Annotated in this window: 15 protein-coding genes; 7 read left to right on the top strand and 8 right to left on the bottom strand. The window is 63.8% G+C overall.

The features are described 5' to 3' along the window. On the top strand, positions 1-665 hold a 665-nt coding region (locus ABNS06_RS16115), incomplete at its 5' end, for an NAD-binding protein (RefSeq protein WP_348675626.1). Positions 666-751: 86 nt separating this feature from the next. After that, positions 752-1,633 carry an acyl-CoA thioesterase II gene (tesB, locus tag ABNS06_RS16110; RefSeq protein WP_348675625.1) on the top strand — a complete coding sequence of 294 codons (882 nt, stop codon included), beginning with the start codon at positions 752-754 and terminating at the stop codon, positions 1,631-1,633. On the opposite strand, the gene ABNS06_RS16105 is transcribed toward tesB, so the two are convergent. Then, positions 1,572-1,877 carry a DUF167 domain-containing protein gene (locus tag ABNS06_RS16105; RefSeq protein WP_348675624.1) on the bottom strand — a complete coding sequence of 102 codons (306 nt, stop codon included), beginning with the start codon at positions 1,875-1,877 and terminating at the stop codon, positions 1,572-1,574. The two genes, tesB and ABNS06_RS16105, sit on opposite strands and share 62 nt — an antisense overlap. Between ABNS06_RS16105 and purU the strand changes: the two genes are divergently transcribed. Next, positions 1,871-2,728 carry a formyltetrahydrofolate deformylase gene (gene purU, locus ABNS06_RS16100; RefSeq protein ID WP_348675623.1) on the top strand — a complete coding sequence of 286 codons (858 nt, stop codon included), beginning with the start codon at positions 1,871-1,873 and terminating at the stop codon, positions 2,726-2,728. The two genes, ABNS06_RS16105 and purU, sit on opposite strands and share 7 nt — an antisense overlap. Positions 2,729-2,980: 252 nt before the next feature. Here purU and ABNS06_RS16095 read toward each other — a convergent pair whose 3' ends face one another. Beyond that, entirely contained in the window at positions 2,981-3,430 is a 450-nt protein-coding gene (locus tag ABNS06_RS16095; protein WP_348675622.1) for a YiiD C-terminal domain-containing protein, read from the bottom strand. Positions 3,431-3,733: 303 nt separating this feature from the next. On the opposite strand from ABNS06_RS16095, the gene ABNS06_RS16090 reads away from it, so the two are divergent. Then, complete coding sequence (locus ABNS06_RS16090; protein WP_348675621.1) at positions 3,734-7,261, top strand: choice-of-anchor Q domain-containing protein; 3,528 nt, start codon at positions 3,734-3,736, stop codon at positions 7,259-7,261. Positions 7,262-7,336: 75 nt separating this feature from the next. Here ABNS06_RS16090 and ABNS06_RS16085 read toward each other — a convergent pair whose 3' ends face one another. From ABNS06_RS16085 to ABNS06_RS16070, 4 genes are read right to left on the bottom strand one after another with little or no spacing between them, the layout of a single operon-like run. Continuing rightward, on the bottom strand, positions 7,337-8,335 hold the full coding sequence (locus tag ABNS06_RS16085) for a DUF4340 domain-containing protein (protein WP_348675620.1): 999 nt from the start codon (positions 8,333-8,335) through the stop codon (positions 7,337-7,339). Beyond that, on the bottom strand, positions 8,332-10,182 hold the full coding sequence (locus ABNS06_RS16080) for a Gldg family protein (protein WP_348675619.1): 1,851 nt from the start codon (positions 10,180-10,182) through the stop codon (positions 8,332-8,334). Before ABNS06_RS16080 ends, ABNS06_RS16085 begins: the two co-directional genes overlap by 4 nt. Position 10,183: 1 nt before the next feature. Then, positions 10,184-10,918 carry an ABC transporter permease subunit gene (locus ABNS06_RS16075; RefSeq protein ID WP_348675618.1) on the bottom strand — a complete coding sequence of 245 codons (735 nt, stop codon included), beginning with the start codon at positions 10,916-10,918 and terminating at the stop codon, positions 10,184-10,186. Further along, positions 10,918-11,832: an ATP-binding cassette domain-containing protein gene (locus tag ABNS06_RS16070; RefSeq protein WP_348675617.1), complete on the bottom strand. Its 915-nt coding sequence runs from the start codon at positions 11,830-11,832 to the stop codon at positions 10,918-10,920. Before ABNS06_RS16070 ends, ABNS06_RS16075 begins: the two co-directional genes overlap by 1 nt. Before the next feature lie 227 nt (positions 11,833-12,059). Between ABNS06_RS16070 and ABNS06_RS16065 the strand changes: the two genes are divergently transcribed. Genes ABNS06_RS16065 through ABNS06_RS16055 form a run of 3 tightly spaced genes read left to right on the top strand, consistent with a single transcriptional unit; the run spans position 12,060 to position 14,001 of the window. Then, on the top strand, positions 12,060-12,944 hold the full coding sequence (locus tag ABNS06_RS16065; protein WP_348675616.1) for an NAD(P)-dependent oxidoreductase: 885 nt from the start codon (positions 12,060-12,062) through the stop codon (positions 12,942-12,944). Between the two features lie 12 nt (positions 12,945-12,956). Further along, positions 12,957-13,472, top strand: a complete 516-nt coding sequence (gene greB, locus ABNS06_RS16060; RefSeq protein ID WP_348675615.1) for a transcription elongation factor GreB — start codon at positions 12,957-12,959, stop codon at positions 13,470-13,472. A 28-nt stretch (positions 13,473-13,500) separates the two neighbouring features. Then, a complete protein-coding gene (locus ABNS06_RS16055) occupies positions 13,501-14,001 on the top strand; it encodes a hypothetical protein (RefSeq protein WP_348675614.1) in 501 nt (166 codons plus the stop codon). Positions 14,002-14,022: 21 nt separating this feature from the next. Here the strand turns inward: ABNS06_RS16055 and ABNS06_RS16050 are convergent, their stop codons facing one another. Both ABNS06_RS16050 and ABNS06_RS16045 read right to left on the bottom strand, forming a co-directional pair. Then, a complete protein-coding gene (locus ABNS06_RS16050) occupies positions 14,023-15,081 on the bottom strand; it encodes a PA0069 family radical SAM protein (RefSeq protein ID WP_348675613.1) in 1,059 nt (352 codons plus the stop codon). Between the two features lie 408 nt (positions 15,082-15,489). Then, a complete protein-coding gene (locus ABNS06_RS16045; protein ID WP_348675612.1) occupies positions 15,490-17,778 on the bottom strand; it encodes a hypothetical protein in 2,289 nt (762 codons plus the stop codon). Positions 17,779-18,238 lie beyond the last annotated feature (460 nt).

Raw genomic sequence — 18,238 nt, 5'->3', positions numbered from 1 at the left:
TCCTGATCAACGATCACGTGTGGCTGCGCTGGTTTCCGCATGTGCACAAGCCCTTCGATCAGATCGAATCGTCCCACCACCGGGTGATCATCGCCGGGTTCGGTCGCTTCGGGCAGATCATCGGCCGCGTGCTGCGAGCCCGCGGCATTCCGTTCACCGCGCTGGAGCTGGATTCCGATCAGGTGGATTTCGTCCGCCGCTTCGGCAATCGCACCTATTACGGTGATGCCTCGCGCCCCGAACTGCTGCGCGCCGCCGGTGTCGAGCATGCCGACCTGTTCGTGCTGGCGGTGCAGGACGAAGTCGCATCGCTGCGCATTGCCCGGGCGGTCAAGGAGATGGCGCCGGGCATCCGCATTGTTGCCCGCGCCCGAAATCGCCGCCATGCCTACAAGCTCATGGAACTGGGCATTCGCGATGTCGTTCGTGACACCTTCGATTCGAGTCTGCGCGCCGCGGGCAGCGTGCTGCGGGGGCTGGGGTTGTCCGATGCCCAGGTGCGTTTCACCACCGAGACCTTCGCCGCCAAGGATGAGGAGCGCCTGTTCGAGGCGTTCGGGTCTCATGACGATCTCGACAAGATGATCGAAATGGCCCATCGCTCGGCGAGCGAGCTGGAACAGCTGTTCGCCGACGAGCAGCCGAAGGACTCCAAACCGTCCTGAGGATGCCCCCGGCGACGCGCACGGTCGTCCCGGGCTGATTCGTCCCGCCGAGTCGCGCCCGCAGGGAACGGCTACAATCCCGCGCCATGGCAACCGTACTGCAAGACTTTCTCAACCTGCTCGATCTCGAGTACCTGGAAGACAATCTGTTTCGGGGTGAATCCCGCGATCTGGGCGGCCGCAGCGTGTTCGGCGGACAGGTGCTGGGTCAGGCGCTCGTCGCGGCCACCCGCACGGTGAACGCCGATCGCCCCCCGAATTCGCTGCACGCGTACTTTCTGCGACCGGGCGACATGGAAGCGCCGATCGTCTACGACGTGGAGCGCTCGCGCGACGGCGGCTCGTTCAGCTGGCGCCGGGTCAAGGCAATCCAGCACGGTCAGCAGATCTTCTCGATGATGGCGTCGTTTCACATCGATGAGCCGGGTTTCGAGCATCAGGCGACCATGCCCGATGTGCCACCACCCGAGGAGCTGGTGGATCAGCAGACGCTCGCGAAGGAGTGGGTCAAGAGCGCGACGTCGAGGCATCAGACGTTCCTGACCAGGGCGAGTGCCTTCGAATTTCGTCCGGTGAATCCGACCAACCCGTTGCAGCCGGAGCCGCGGCCGCCATCCGGGTCGGTCTGGTTCAAGGCCTCCGGTGTGTTGCCGGACGATCCCATGCTGCATCGCTGCGTGCTGGCCTACGCCAGCGACTACAACCTGCTCGGGACCAGCACACGGCCGCACGGACGCAACTTTCTTCAGCCCGACATGATCGTCGCGAGCCTGGATCACGCACTGTGGTTCCATCGCCCGCTGCGGGCCGATGACTGGTTGCTGTACCACCTGGACAGCCCCAGTGCCCAGGGTGCGCGCGGGATCGCGCGCGGGCTGATCTTCAACCGCGCCGGAACGCTGGTGGCTAGCGTGGCGCAGGAAGGTCTGATCCGGGATACAAGGCTGTCAACCTCGTCCACAGCGTGACGGGATCGCCGGCGATGCGAATCCGCTTGCGTGGCGACGTCGGTCCCTGGACGACGGTGACGTCGCGCGGTGCCACGTCCAGCGTCCGTGCGATCAACGCACAGACGGCGCGGTTGGCTCGGCCTCGCTCCGGTGCGGCCGCGACCCGCAGCTTGAGCTGATCCTCCATCCAGCCGTCGATCCGGTCTCTTGACGCCCCGGCATTCACCTTGACCCAGATTTCCAGCGAGTTGTCCGATGTCATGTTCCGCCCGACTTCTGATCCAGTGCGCCGACCAGCCCGGCATCGTCGCCGCGGTCACGCGATTTCTGTACGAACACGACGCCAACGTCACCCATCTGGACCAGCACTCCACCGAGATGACCGGTGGCCTGTTCTACATGCGCGTCGAGTTCCAGCTGCCGGATCTGGAGCCGCCTGACGCGACGCTGCGGGCCGCGTTCGCCGCGCAGGTCGGCGATCCCTTCGACATGCGCTGGTCCATGGTCGACGCCGGCGTGAAGAAACGCATGGTGATCTTCGCATCGCGGACCGAGCATACGTTGCAGGAGTTGTTGTGGCGGCATGCGCGGGGCGATCTTGCGGCCGAGATCACCGCGGTGGTGTCCAATCATGCATCCACCGCCGTCCATGCCGAACGTTTCGGCGTGCCGTTCCGCCACATCCCCGTGACCCCCGAAACCCGGGCGGATGCCGAACAGGCCGCGCTGGATGTCATCGGCGAACAGACCGACCTGATCGTGCTGGCCCGCTACATGCAGATTCTGTCGCCGGGGTTCGTCGCCCGGTTTCCGCAACGGATCATCAACATTCATCACAGCTTTCTGCCCGCGTTCGTCGGGGCCGACCCCTACCGGCAAGCCTACGAGCGTGGCGTGAAGCTGATCGGTGCCACCGCTCATTACGTGACGTCGGAACTGGATCAGGGGCCGATCATCGAGCAGGACGTGGCGCGCGTCACCCATCGCGACGATGTTCACGCCCTGCGGGCGATGGGCCGGGACATCGAGCGTCGCGTGCTCGCCCGCGCCGTGCACTGGCACCTGGAGGACCGGGTCATCGTGTCCGGGGCGCGGACGGTGGTGTTTCGCTAGCCATTGACTCACCGCGTTGTTCGCAACGTGGTGTCGAGTAACCGCCGCGTATTGGCGTCCAAGCATCGAACGTCCGTTCAACGCAGTCGGCCCGACCGATACGGCGTTCGTGACGGGGCCGACGAGCGTGGATGCACATTGACCTGCGTCGGGACGAGGGTCTTCAGGCCGGCAGGGCACAATCCGGGTCACGCGATGGCGCGCGACGAGTCTCCCAACGGCTGTGCTGGGGATTCCCGAAACCCGCCCGGCTCAGGGAACGTGAGGTCCGGGCTTGTTGGTCCAGATGGCATAGTCGGCGGTCATCCTGACGGCGTCCGCCAGCGTCTCGCTGCCGACCTCGATCTCCAGCGTCCAGCGTGCGCGACCGGCCTGTTCCAGTGCCAGCAGAACATCGGTGCGCGCCGTCAGGCTGCACTTGCAGCGGGCGAGCAACGGGCCGTGGACCGGTTGGCGGAACCGGGTGCGCGCATCGAACACGGCGCACTGTGTCTCGGCGCTGAACTCGAATGCCACCCGCTGGGTCAGCAGCCAGCCGGTGAGCAGGCCCAATCCATTCAGACTCCCCGCGAATGCCGTCCCCTTGTCGTTCTGATTCCGGTCCAGTGGCGCGCTGAGCCGCGCCTCGCCCAGCGTCAGGGCGACGCACTCCACGCCCACCGCCTCCAGCGCCGGCATGGTCGCGCACATCTTCTCAAGCAACGCGATTGTTCGGGTTTGAGCATCCATTGGACGAGTTTAACCATTCACGGCATCGCGGCGGCGTCACGCTTTCGTGGCGGACCGGGGCAATGTGCATCCGAACCCGGAATCGCCGCGAATGGATGGACGCGACCCAGCGGGCACGTGACATATCAGTTATAGCTGGTAGGGTAAAAATTCCCACGGGAGGGGTTTTTCCCAACCATCGATGCTTGGGCAACTGGGGTACGACGGAGTCATTCGGCACGGGCGGGGCGTGTCGATCCAACGGAAATCCATTGATGGATGAACAGGAGTAGTCACATGCCACATATGCGAAATCGGATGCGTTTCGCCAGAGGACTGGCGATCGCGGGAGTCGGATTGCTGTTACCGCTGGGTACGGCGATGGCCACGGATTACGTGGTCGATACCGAGGCAGATACGGTTGATGACACCGATGGTCTGATCTCGTTGCGGGAGGCCGTCATGGCGGCCAACAGCAACGCGGCCGTTGGTGACGCCCCGGCGGGCGAGGCCGACGGAGACACCATCAGCTTCGATCCCGGTACGGTGCTGGGCGGGGGCCTGTCGGCCATCACCCTCGATACACCAATTTCGATCACTGATGACGTTGTCATCGACGGCGACGTGGATCCCACCGGTCTGGTGCCGACCCCGCTTGAGGTCAGCGGCGGCAATCTGACGCAACTCTTCGTCGTCGACACGTCGACCTCCGAAGGTGATGTGTCCGCGGTGACGTTCACCAACCTCGTGCTGACAGCGGGGCTGGCCGAGTCCGGCGCGGCGCTTCAGGTTGCGGCCAGTGCCGATGTCACGCTGACCGATGTCGACGTCACCAACAGCGAGTCCACTGGCGACAACGCCGGCATGGGCGGCGCCGTGTTCAGCGACGGCACGCTGACCATCACCAACGGCACGTTCTCCGGCAATGCCGCGACGGGAGACTCGGGTAGTGGCGGTGCGCTGTTGTCCAACGGCACGCTGACCGTCACCGGCGCCACGTTCGATGGCAATACCGCGAACCGCGCTGGCGGGGCGGTGGAACTGGGCGCCAGTTCGACGAGCAGTTTCACCGACGTCACGTTCTCCAATAATTCGCATGTCACGCCCAACCCGGGCAACGGCGGCGCCCTGCATATCTCCGGCGCTGGTTCCGCGACATTCAGCGGCGGTGTCTACAGTGACAACACCGCCGGCAGCGAGGGCGGTGCGCTTTGGAACAGCTCCGGCATGATGACCATCACCGGCGCGGCCAGCTTCACTGGCAACGAAGCGCTGGGCGCGGACGCTGACAATGGCGGAGGCGCGCTGTTCAACAACGGCGGCACGCTGAGTGTCGATGGCGCGACCCTGGACGGAAATGCCGCATCCGGCATGGCCGGTTCCGGTGGCGCCATCTTCAACAACGGTGGTTCGCTGACCGTGGCCAACGCGACGATCAGTGCCAATACCGCGATGCGCGCCGGCGGCGGCATCGAGGACAATGCCGCTGACACGGCGACCACGGTCATCATTCAGGCCACCGATTTCACCGGCAATTCCGTCTCCGGCATCGATGACAACGGGACGATCAGCGCGGGCAATGGCGGCGCCGTGCACATCACCGGCAACGGTACGTTCACCGCGACCGGCGGCACCGTGTCCGGCAACACGGCCTTCGCGGAAGGTGGCGGTTTCTGGAACGGTTCCGGGCAGATGACGCTGATCGGAGTCAGCTTTGACGCCAATGCCGCGAACGGTGACGAGGCCGACAATGGTGGTGGCGCGCTGTTCAACCAGGGCGGTGTCATCGCCATCGATTCGCAGACCGCGATCACCAACAACACCGCGCTGGGCGCGGCCGGTTCCGGCGGTGGCATCTTCAACAACGACGGTCGCGTGATCGTCGTGGGTGCGACCATCACCGGCAACCTGGCCAATCGCGCCGGTGGCGGTATCGAGGACAAGATTGCTTCCTCGACCCCGTCAGCCCAGGCACCGTCCATCTCGCTGACCAATGTCACGCTGGATGGCAACGGAGCCGGTACCGATGCCGACGGCGTGCCGACGGAGGATGCCGCGCCCGGGAACGGCGGTGGTCTGCATATCACCGGGGCCGGATACGTGCTGGTCAACGGCGGCACGGTGTCCGGCAACTTCGCCGCGCGCGAGGGTGGTGGTCTCTGGAACAATGCCGCGCCGAGCACCCTCGGTGTGTCGGGTACCACCTTTGACGGCAACCTGGCGCTGGGCAGCGATGCCGAGATGCCGGTCGGCGGCGGCGCGCTGTTCAACAAGGGCGGTGTCATGACCGTGGCCAATGCCATGATCATCAACAACGGTGCGTCCGGTGAAACCGGCGGATCCGGTGGCGGCATCCTCAACAGCGGGGGGCAGCTTTCGGTGTCCGATACGACATTTTCGGGCAACACGGCCGTGCGGGCCGGTGGCGCGATCGAGGACAACTCGAACAGTGGTTCGACGGCTGTCGATCTGCTCAATGTCACGCTGGACGCGAACGTGGCGGGGCCCACGCCGGGTAATGGTGGTGGCCTGCACGTGACCGGAACCGGCAGCACCGTCACCATCGACCGTTCGCTGGTGTCGAACAACACGGCCGCCAACGAAGGTGGTGGTCTGTGGAATTTCAACACCTCGACCATGAACGTCTACAACTCGACGGTCTTCGGCAATGCCGCGACTGCGACCCATGGCGGCGGGGTGTTCGGACAGCCGGCGTCGGTCACGAATCTGATCAACGTGACGGTTGCCGCGAACTCGGCCGGTGACAGTGGTGGTGGCGTGTTCGTGTCGGAGACCGCCAGCACCAGCGCGACCAACACGCTGATCGGCGACAACACGGCGGTGACCGCCGGCCCCGACGTGTTCGGCACGTTGGGTGGCGGCGGGTACAACCTGATCGAGGACGACAGCGACGCCACGCTCAGTGGGTCGGCAAACGTCGTCGGTGAGGACCCGCTGCTCGACGCCGAAGGGCTCCAGGCCAACGGTGGCGCGACGATGACGGTCGCATTGCAGGTTGGCAGCCCGGCCGTCGACGCGGCGTTCAACAGCGTCTGTGGCGGACCCGAGATCGGCAACCTCGACCAGCGTGGTGTCCCCGACATCCGCCCGTTCGATGGCGATAACGACGGGTCCGCGGACTGTGACATCGGTGCCTACGAGTTGAGTAACGCGCCGATCATGTCGGTGACGGCGACAGCGCTCACCAACGCCACGGTCGCGCCAGATGCCACCGGTGTTGTTGCGCTGGGTTACACCCTGAGCAACGAGTCGGACGAGTCCGTGACCTACACGGGTTTCTCGGGCTCGCTCGGCGGTACCGGCGATTTCGATGACGTGGCCCGTGCCGCGATCATTCTCGATGCCAACGCCAATGGCGAATTCGACGATGGCGAGACCGAGATCGCGGGCATGATCAGCTTCAACGACGCTGCCGGCACCTTCACCGCGACCTTCGACGCGGGACGGTCGCTGGATCCGGCCACATCGGAGAGTCTGATCGTTGCGGTTGATTTCGGTACGACGACCGCGTCCGCCTTCGGACTGCAGATGGTCGCCGGTGGTGGCCTCATGCTGGTCGGATTGGCCGGTGCCGCTGGTTTGTCACGGCGCAAGCTGGCACTGCTCGCGGTGGTCGCCGCGGTGGCCTCGCTGACCGCCTGCGGCAACAGCTCGTCAAGCTTCACGAGTGATGACGATCCGGCCACGGTGACCTTCCGCGTCACGCTGACGGCCGTGGTGGCCACCGGTGATGACAGCGGCAGCGCCGCCGAGGTTGCCGGACTGCCTCTGGCCGGTCCGTTGATCACCATCGACAACAACTGACGCCGGGCGTCAGCCAGCAAAAAGCCGGGGTCCGATCGGGCCCCGGCTTTTTTTGTGTCCCGAAGCGTGTCGGGTTCAGCCGGCGGTATCGTCGGCCTGGATCAGATCATCGCGCGCCTGCGACGCATCATTGAACTTGTAGCCCTGAATCACGAAGCTGCGGCCCGCGGTGCGATCCGCCGCGGCGACCAGGTCCGAGTCGGCATCATCAGCGGGCTGGATGTCCACACGCAGCAGCTTGTCATCGCCGGCTTCGGCCGTCTCCAGGGTGATGGTGCTGCCGTCATCAAGCGTGAACAGCAGCTTCGACCAGCCGTCCGCGGGTGTCTCTGCATCGGCTGGCAGCACGTCCTCAAGCCGAAGGTTCTGCAATACGCGGCCGACACGGGCCACGCTCGCGCCCTTTTCCGACTCGGAGGCATCCAGCCCGTCGAGCGTCAGATCGCCGGCCTCGGCGGAACGACTCAGCGAGTAGGGTTCGCCATCCACGGGCATCGCCTGCACGGACACGATGTCCTCCGGCGGCACGTTGATCAGGTCGGTCTCCAGCCACTGCGTGACATCCGCACTGGCAACCAGCACCCGATCGGCCAGCGCGCTGGTGTCACCGCCGACCAGACGAACATAAGTGCCGCGGGGCTGGCCGGCGTTCTTGCCGAGCAGGATGCCGACCAGCTGCTCGTCACCGGCCCAGATCAGTATCTGCTTGTTCGCGGTCTCGCCCGTGCCGTGGTCCTGGACGCCCAGTCGCTCGTAAAGCGTCGGATTGCTGGTCTTTTCCTCCAGCGTCGACGCCTCCGACAGATTGATCAGCAGTTCGCGGATGTCAGCGACATCGGCCGGATAGTCGCGTTCACCGACCATCCAGCGTTCCTGCTCACGCACCAGGGTGACTGTCTGGTCGCTGTCGCCCTGTATGCGGATGCGGGTGATGTCGTTGAGGCGCTCGTTGAGCGGCGGCATCAGCAACTCGCCGCTGCTCACCTCGCCGGGATGGCGGTCGCCCAGCGTGATCGCGGCCAGGATCAGAATCGCGGCCAGCGCCAGGCCGGCGAAGAAGGTTTGCGGTTTCATGCGGCTCTCCTGTGGGCGCGACGCCAGCCGATGACCAGCGCCCCGAGGGCGAGCAACAGCGGCACGAGGCCGATGTTGATGAATTTCAGCGTGGTGCCAAGGCGCTCGATGTCCTTGTTCAGCTCGTGCTGGACGTCGCGCAACTGCCGGCGGATGCGAACTTTCTCCTCGCGGAACTGCTCGATTGCCTCCTGCTGCTCGGGCGTGAGAATGAAGGTGTCGCCTTCACCGCCCTGGCTTTGCAGCTCGGTGATCTTGCGTTCGGTCTCGCTTAGCGCGGCCTGAAGCTCCCGTTCGGTTTCCAGGTAGCGACCCTCGGCCTGGCGCTTGAGCTGTTCGACGACCTCGAAGGGGCGCGAGAAGCTGGCGCGGGCGCGAATGCCGATCAGATCGGAGGAGCCGAGCAGATTGTCCACGGCATTGACCACCAGATCGCCGTTGCTGGCAAACGGGGAGGCCATGGTCTGGCCGAAGAAGTTCTGCACCTGAACCCAGAGGTTGTCGCGCAGCAGATCGGTATCGGCAACCACCACCAGATTGATCGGCTGGTCCGATTCCGTCAGGTGGTCCGGGTTCTCCATGTTCTCCGGGGGCGTGTCGCCATAGGCGGACGGCGCCTTGCCGCGCACGCGGACGGCCACCGCGTAGCGCTCACCGGTCGGTGAAAAGCCGCGCCTCAGGTCGTTCGGGTTCATGCCCGGCTGAATGCGGAATGAAGGGATCAACGCGGCCTCGGTGCTGGACTGCATGATCGGCGTGATCTCCAGCGTCGTGTCGTCCGCGGCCTGCAACGCGCCGGCATAGCCGAGGTTGATCGCGTCCAGGCCCTGGGTGACCACGTCGTCCTGGCTTAGTGCGTCACCGCCCAGGCCGATCAGGCCCAGGTGATAGGACGGCGCGCCGGCGCGCGTTTGCACCGCCAGTGCATTGGTGCCGTCGGCGACGACCTGCTGCGGATCCATGCTGACGCCCCAGGGGCCCAGCAGGCTGGCCAGATCCGAGGAGGTTGGCTTGGGATCGTCGGCCATGCCCATGGAACTCTGGGCCGCCGTCTCGGCGAATGGATCGACGAAGATCAGCGCGCCACCGCCGCCGAGCACGAACTGGTCGATGCTGTATTGCAGTGCTTCGGACAGCCCGGCCGGGTGCACGATCATCAGCGACTCGACGTCGTCGGGAATCGTCTCGGCATCGGGCTGGATTTCCTGAACGTCGAAGAACTGCCGCAGCTGATCCAGGATCAGCCATTCCCGCGCCGGTTGCATGGACTGCGGATCGAACCCGCCGCCCATGTCCAGGCCGCTGATCAGGCCCAGCGTCGGCTTGAACTGCCGGGAGAGCTGGTAGATCAGCTTGGCCAGGTCGTATTCCAGCAGGGATTCCTGATTGAGCTGGAAGAACGGAATCGTCTGCACGTCGTCCACCGCGTTCGTGCCGGCCAGCCCGAAGTAAAGCGTTTCGCCGGCTTCCAGCGGCACGCCCTGCAGCCCGAACTCGGCGGCGCGATCCTCGGCCTCCGAGAAGGGCTCGGGATTGATTTCGGTCAGCCGCACCTTGTCGCCGCCGACATCCTCCATGGCGCGCAGCATCTCGCGCACGCGTGCCGCGTAGGTGCTGATCGACGGCACGTCGCTGGCCGCTTCGCGCGAGTAGAAGAAGTACAGATTGATGGGTTCGTCCAGGTCGCGAAGAATGTTCTTCGCACCGTCGGACAACGTGTAGAGCCTGTTTTCGGTGAGGTCGACACGGGCTCCGGAGAGCAGCGTGTTGGCCAGGGCGATGACCGCCAGCGCGATCACCGCGACCAGCGCCAGACCCCACCGTGAGAAGCGTTTGGTCCGGTTCATGTTATTCCGCTTTCTTGAGGTCGATCAGCATCGCGCCGGCAACGAGCCAGGCGGCGATGACAACGAGGAAGTAGACGAGATCATTGGCGGCCAGCACGCCCTTGCTGATCGCCTGGAAATGCGACAGGAAGGACAGCGAGGACACCAGCTCGACCAGGCCGACCGGTGCCCAGCCGGAGAAGGCATCGAGCACCAGCGGGAAGCCGGCCAGCGTGAAGGCCAGGCAGACCACCAGGGTCGCGACGAAGGCGATCACCTGATTCTTGGTCAGCGCCGAGATGCAGGCACCCACCGACAGGTAGGCGCCGGCCATCAGCCAGCTGCCGATGTAGCTGGCGATGATCACGCCGTGATCCGGGTCGCCGAGATAGGCGACGGTGATCCACATCGGCACGGTCAGCGCCAATGCAATCCCGAGAAACACCCAGGCGGCGAGAAACTTGCCCAGGACCGCCTGCCACATGGTCACCGGCAGCGTCAGCAACAGCTCGATGGTGCCGGACTTGCGCTCCTCGGCCCACAGCCGCATTGCGATGGCCGGCACCAGCAGCAGGTAAAGCCAGGGGTGGAAGCCGAAGAAGGGCTGCAGATCGGCCTGCCCGCGTTCGTAGAAGTTACCGAGATAAAACGTGAACACGCCGGTCAGCGCGAGGTAGATGACGATGAACACGACGGCCAGCGGTGTGGCGAAGTAGGCGGCCAGTTCACGCTGGAACAAGGTCTTGACCTGGTGCATCACGCGGCCTCCGTCAGCGAGCGGAACACGTCGTCGAGGCGGCCGGGTTCCTGGAAGATCGAATGGGTTTGCCAGCCGCGCTCGCGTGCCAGCTGGTTCACCGGTTCGATCAGGCTGGCGCCGGGTGTCGGGAATACCGTGACGCTGTGTGGGCCGGTTTCCACCGACGCCGCGCCGTCCAGCGCGCGCAGCGCCTCGGCGGCGTCATCAACGGCGTCGAGCTGCACCGTCACCGCCTGGTGGTAACGGGATTTCGCGCTCAGCTGCTCGGGCGTCCCGTCGAACAGCGCGTGACCCTTGGCGATCAGCATCGCTCGCGTACACACGGCCGGGACTTCTTCGAGGATATGCGTGGAGACGACGATGACCTTGTCCTTGGCCATGCTCCGGATCAGCTTGCGCACCTCGTGCTTCTGGTTCGGGTCCAGGCCGTCCGTGGGCTCGTCGAGAATCAGCACCTTCGGGTCATGGAGGATGGCCTGCGCCAACCCCACCCGACGCTTGTAGCCCTTGGACAGCGCTTCGATCGGCCGGTGGACGACGGCTTGCAGCTGAATGCTGTCGATCACCGTGTCGATGCGTTGCTGGATCTCCCCGGCCGGAATCTCGCGAATCCGGGCGATGAAGCGGAGGAACTGCTCCACGGTCATGTCGCCGTAGGCCGGAGCGCCTTCGGGCAGATAGCCCAGTTCGCGCTTGGCCGCCACGGGGTCGGTCTGGATATCGTGCCCGCAGATGGTCGCGGTACCGGAGGAGGGGGTCAGAAACCCCGTGATCATCTTCATCGTGGTCGATTTGCCGGCGCCGTTCGGACCGAGAAAGCCCAGGACTTCTCCCGGCGCAACCTCGAACGACAGCCCATCGACCGCAACCAGCGCACCGAAGCGCCGGCTCAGTGACTGAACTTTCAGCATCCCTGTCTCGCTCTTCTTGATGTTCGAAACAACCCCGCACGCCCGCTCGGTAGCGCGGCGTGTCATCGCACCGTCGTCCGACGGGATCGCGATGTCGCGCAGATGGGGCCCAGCTGTGGATTTTCAAGCCGGCCGAAAGTTCCGTGCCGGTTCCGACCGGGTAGGTCGCTGGTTGACCGGCTGCGATATTCTAGGCGCCATTCATATAGCTAGATGTAGGAGACTCCATGGCCGAATCCAACGGTTCCCTGGCGGGCAAGACCCTGTTCATTTCCGGTGCGTCCCGCGGGATCGGACTGGCGATCGCGCTGCGCGCCGCGAAGGACGGCGCCAATGTCGCCATCGCCGCGAAGACTGATCAGCCCCATCCGAAGCTGCCGGGGACGATTCATACGGCCGCCAAGGACATCGAGGCGGCGGGCGGCAAGGCGCTGCCGGTGGTCTGCGACATTCGCGACGAGGCGGCGGTGCAGGCGGCCGTGGACAAGACGGTGGAGACCTTCGGCGGCATCGACATCTGCGTGAACAACGCCAGTGCGATCATGCTCACCGGCACGCTGGACACGCCGCTGAAGCGCTACGACCTGATGCACCAGGTCAACGGTCGCGGTACCTACCTGGTCAGCCGTACCTGCATCCCGCATCTGAAGAAGGCCGACAATCCGCATGTGCTGAACCTGTCGCCGCCGCTGGACATGAACCCCAAGTGGTTCGCGCCGCACCCGGCTTATTCCATGGCCAAGTACATGATGAGCATCTACGCCATGGCGATGGCCGAGGAGTTCAAGCGCGACGGCATTGCGTTCAATACGCTGTGGCCGCGCACCACAATCGCAACCGCCGCCGTGGCCAACCTGCTGGGTGGCGACTCGCTGGTGGCGATGAGCCGCACCCCGGAGATCATGGGCGATGCCGCGCACGCGATCCTGACCAGGCCCGCCCGCGAGTTCACCGGACAGCACTGCATGGACGACCTCGTGCTCTACGAGGCCGGCGTGCGGGACTTCAGCGGCTACCAGGTCGATCCGGCCGCCACCCGGCTTGCGCCGGACCTGTTCGTGCCCGACAGCCTGCCGCCGCCGGCGGACCTGGCGGCGCTGACTGGAAACTGAGTCCGGGTCGCCGTGTCCAGCCCCTACATCACGCCGGAGGGCCATGCCCGCCTGCGCGAGGAACTGGATCATTTGTGGCGTCGGCGCCGCCCCGAGGTCGTGCGTGCGCTGTCGGCTGCCGCGGCGGAGGGTGACCGCTCCGAGAATGCCGAGTACATCTACCGCAAGAAGGAGCTGCGGGAGATCGACCGGCGGGTGCGCTACCTGACCAAGCGCCTGGAGGCGCTGAAGGTCGTGGACCGGTTGCCGGATGATCCGGATCGCGTGTTCTTCGGCGCCTGGGTCACGGTTGCAGACGAGGCGGCCGAGGAACGCACCTACCGGGTCGTGGGCGCCGACGAGGTGGAGACGGGGCGCGGCTGGATCAGCGCGGATTCGCCGATGGCCCGGGCCGTGCGGGGAAAATCGGTGGGTGACATCTGCATCGTGCACCTGCCGACGGGGCCGGCGGAGATCGAGATCGTGGAGGTGCGCTACACCGACCCGGCGGACCGGGACGGGAAATTCGTCGAGGCCGTCCGGTCGTAAGCAAACAGATTCAGGGGGAGAGCATTCCATGTCCAAAGCCCAGCGTTACCTGCCGGTGCTGCTGTCGGTCTACATCGCGTTCGTGTTCGTGCAGTCCTTGTTCTTCAAGTTCATCGACGCGCCGGAAACCCAGTTGATCTTCGGCACGCTGGATGCCTGGGCCGCCGGTCTGATCGGTGTCGAGGGGCTGTTCAATCCGGGCGGCATCTTCTCCGCCAAGGTGATCGGGTCGGCGGAACTGGTGGCCGCCGTGTTGCTGCTCGCGGGCCTGGTCGTGCCGGCCTGGCGCATCCTCAATCCATTCGGCGCGCTGCTGGCCTTCTGCATCATCAGCGGTGCGATCTTCTTTCACCTGTTCACGCCGCTGGGCATCGTCGTCGGCAACGAAACCGTGCCGGGTGTGGACACCACCGGAACCGCGACCGACGGCGGCCTGCTGTTCTTCATGGCCGTGGGCGTGTGGATCGCGTCGGTGATCCTGATCGGCTTGCAGCGTGACCGGCTGCTGGGGCTGATTGGCAAGGCCTGACCTCCACCGGTCAGGTCTTCTTCAAAACAGCCGCATCTGCTCCACCGGCGGACGGAACTGGTTGCAATCCAGCCCGCCGCGGCGCTCGCGGTTCAGTCCGTGCCGGCGGCGTGCCAGTTCGAAGCGTTTGGCGAGCAGTTCCGCGAACGGTCCGGCGCCGGTCTGCCGCCGGCCGAAGCTCGCGTCGTAGGATGCGCCGCCATGCATCTGGCGCATGATCGACAGCACGTGTTCGGCGCGATCGGGGCGGTGGGTTCGGAGCCATTCCTCGAACAGCGGAGCGACTTCCCGTGGCAGCCGCAGCAGCACGTAGCCCGCCTCGGTGGCTCCGGCCTCGGCGCAACGTTCCAGCACGGTTTCGATGTGATGATCGGTGAGCGCCGGGATCACCGGCGCCACCAGCACGCCGGTGGGCACGCCGCGCTGGGTCAGCGCCTGGATGACCCGGACACGCCGGGCCGGATCGGCCGCGCGTGGTTCCAGCGTGCGCTTGAGCGAGCGATCCAGCGTGGGGACGCTCATCATCACGTGCACAAGTTTGCGGGCGGCCAGCGCCTCGAGCAGGTCCAGGTCGCGGAGGATCAGTGTGCCCTTGGTGACGATGGTCACTGGGTGCCGGCATTCCAGCAGCGTTTCCAGAATCTGCCGGGTGACCCGGAACCGCTTCTCGATGGGCTGATACGGATCGGTGTTCGTGCCCAGCCCGATCGGCTTGCAGATGTACTTCGGGTGGCTCAGTTCCTGGCGCAGCAGCTCCGCCGTTCTTGGCTTGTAGAACAGCCGTGATTCGAAATCCAGGCCGGGGGACAGGTCAAGATAGGCGTGCGTGGGTCGCGCGAAACAGTAGATGCAGCCGTGTTCGCAGCCGCGATAGGGATTGATGGACTGGTCGAACGGCACGTCCGGCGACTGGTTGTGCGTGATGATCGACCTGGACTGATCGGCCTGCACGACCGTGGTCACGCGTTCGATGACATCGTCCTGCCACCAGCCGTCGTCCTCGGCGTGGGTGGTCGCCTGCCGGTAACGGCTTTCGCGATTGGACAGGGCGCCGCGGCCCTTGTGGGCGACTGGGTTCATTTGATGACTGTATAAATAAACAGTATCGTTGGGAATCCCACAGCAGGTCTTGCCCGATGAACGGCGTGTGATGGAGGGAAGGAGATCAAGGCAATTCTTCTTCTTTGCCGCCAGCAATGGCGTTTCAATTCCCTCAGACCTGCGGCTAGGAGGATACGTAGGCCGCTTTCCTTTTGGCGTACACCGACTTGTACTGCCCTAGGCCGTGAAGAGATTTACAGTCAACCCCAACGAGCTGCACATCGCGATCATCGCTTCATATGAGGGTGTGCTGAATCCGTTCAGTCATCAACCAATGGGTGCCCAGCAGTAAGGTCTGTTCAGCGTGTGACCACCGAGTCGACGAGCTGTCGTAGTCGGTGCGCCAATGGGCCTGTCAGGTCTGCCAGGCAGGGTACGGCCGCTGCATCAATGCCGCTTGAAACGTCCGAAACATCTGTTCAGACGGGATGCAAGAAGCATGAACAAGAGGGTCAGTACGGGCATTCCACCCGAACCACCTTCACCCCCATTGCTTGAGCCGCCTTGTCCACCTCCCGTATCGCCACCACTGCCCCCAGAGCCCGTGGAGCCTCCACCGGTGTCACCCCCTGTATCAGAGCCGCTGCCGGGCTCATCGACGGTCTCTGGCGCTGTTGTCACCGTGAACGTCGCCGAGCTGTTTCCGACTGTCAGCGTGGAGGAGCGAGCCTGCTCGTGTTCATCTGCGCTGAGTATGCGAAGGGTTATTGTGTCACCCTCACTGAGCATGGCAGGCGCCGTCCCAAATGAGCCACCATTGACCCGGTACTGTCCCTCGCCAGCGATCGAGACCGGAACGTCGACGTCAATGCCAGAGATGGATATCTGGTTGGAGGTGTACTCCGAGCCCAGTTCGGCGTCAGTGACGGGATCGAAGGCGAACGCGTCCGGGGTACCGTCTCCCCGGTTGGCCGCTACTGTGAACTCGAACATGCGGCCATGGCCACTGCTTGATATCAAGTGCGCACTGAAGTGTTCTCTGCCAAATCCAGCCGCGATGCTGTCGGACAGCACCAAGGTCGTGGCTGCTTCCTCACCGGGAGTGCCGGGTGCGGTTGCTGTGAGGGTGATTGTGTCTCCATTGCCGACCCAGGCAGAGACACCTGAGTCCTCGCCTCCGTTGACGCTCATTGTGCCATTGAGAACGGCGGCGATAAGACGAACGTCCTGACCAAGGCCTTGCACTGTCAGAGCCTCAGATTGGACTGCGGAGAAGGCGGGGCCAATGCCAGGAGCAGGGGTCAACATGCCACGGTCTGGCTCCATATCGATCTCAGGATCGTATCGTAGGATGCAGAGTCCACTTTCCCGCGTGCCGGATGGACGCTCTGTCTCTGGAGCGCTACCAGCGAAGAATCTCAGTACACGCCCCTGGTGGTCCATGCGCTGCATGATCACCGCGTTCACAACACTGACTTTGCACACGCGCCCACGGGATTGACCTGAGGCATCGTTCTCACCGTCTTCGACGTGTACATCCATGAAACCGTCGCCTTTGAAGTTCGCGTCCAATCCCCGCCCGTTAGGCATCGACTTGTAGAAACCGTCGGGCGCCTGCCACAGGATGGAGTTGTCAGCAAATACGGCAGCGTGCTGAAACGGCAAGGGCGCATCGGTCACCATCTCGCCCTGGTCACCGAAGCTCACATCGAGCTGCCCAAGGGAGTCGTATGCGAAAAGACGCCCTGTTCCGAGGCTCTCCTGTTCTTCGATCATGTAGAACAAGCCGCCTCCGGGTCTGGCAATGATCCGGCGATCATGTCGTGCGGTGCTCGGTCCGTGGAATTCCGAAACTGGAGGGGGGGGTGAAAAATATCCAGCTTCGCCCCATGAGGTATCGACCTCGCCGGCGTGGGTGAACGCGACGATCTGGAGATCCCCATCGCTAGCGTTGCTCTTGTCCTCTGCATTGATGAAGGACACCACAATGCGTTTGTTGTCGACAATCAAGGCTCGCCCACTGTGCAAGTGCCTACGATCTTCAGCGACCAAGAATGAGCTAATTTCGACGAGATCCGGCGTGTACACCTGAACGTAAAAACTGCCGTATCCATTGAAGATATCGCCATCTTCTGATGGCTCAAAAGGGCCTGTCAGCGTGAAGACGATCATTCCATCCTGGAAAGTGGCGCCGGCCCCAGAGTCCTCCGAGTCGATGATGGGGGTCTGTGAGCGGCGCAAGACCTCGCCATCTGGTCCAACGTAGGCGGGATATAGCCGATCGTCGCCCCGCACATTGGTTAACATGACGCCCTGATAGGCCGACGGACCGTATGGACGCACCGGGTGCCCCCGGCCTTCTTCCAAAACAACATGCCCATTCAACGAAACCGCGGCGTTGGCGCCTCCACTGTGTGAGCCATGGAGCCCGTAGAGGGCATACGTTAGCTCCTCTCCAAACCTTCCCCGTGGGCCTCTCGCCTCGTAGATCGCGGAGATTCCATCCGGTGAGGAATGCCAAGCTGAAAGATCAGTGATCGCGTCGAGATCATGCGTTGCCGGGTTCTCTTCGTGATCTGCGCCAATCGCAAGCTCGGACCCGTCGGTTCCGTGCAACAGGCTATACCCGTGCTCGCCGAAGGCGGAATCGATGTCGCCGGTGATGACCGTGGCGAAAGCAGTCGGCGAGAGCAGGGTGAGTGCTCCAATGACGGCCAGACGGATAACGTTATTCATGTGGGTCACAGTTTGTTGCGTTTCTGGTATCAGATTAGCGACTTGCCGAGTTTGGTCAACCCAGCGGATCCAGGTTGCAGTAATAGGGGACAGACCCCAGTTTATGCGGGGTGACAGTAGTGATTCATAGAAACCTCGCATTTTCTCGTGGCTATAATATCCATACTGCGTACCCAACAGAATGAAAAAAATGAGCTGTATCGACGTAATTGGACTCTTTGGGGCCCATATCCATCAAGATTTTTTTGTGACATTTCCGGACTGGAGCGTGGGCGTTAATTTTGTTCTAAGCAATTTTTCTGACTTTGAATTGACCAAATTGGAGCAATGCTTCCGCGAGTTGTCATCGGATTCCGTTCCAGTATCAGAGAAATCTCGGATGTGAACCGCCCCGGGTTTCTCGGAGGCTCCAAAGCTTGAGAGGATGGAGCGATGGGAAGACAGCAAGTGCGGTACTCGC

The sequence above is a fragment of the uncultured Abyssibacter sp. genome (assembly GCF_964000955.1).
In the GTDB taxonomy this organism is placed as follows: domain Bacteria; phylum Pseudomonadota; class Gammaproteobacteria; order Nevskiales; family OUC007; genus Abyssibacter.
The sequence above is the reverse complement of the archived record's forward strand: the minus strand, read 5'-3'. Positions and strand labels throughout refer to the sequence as shown.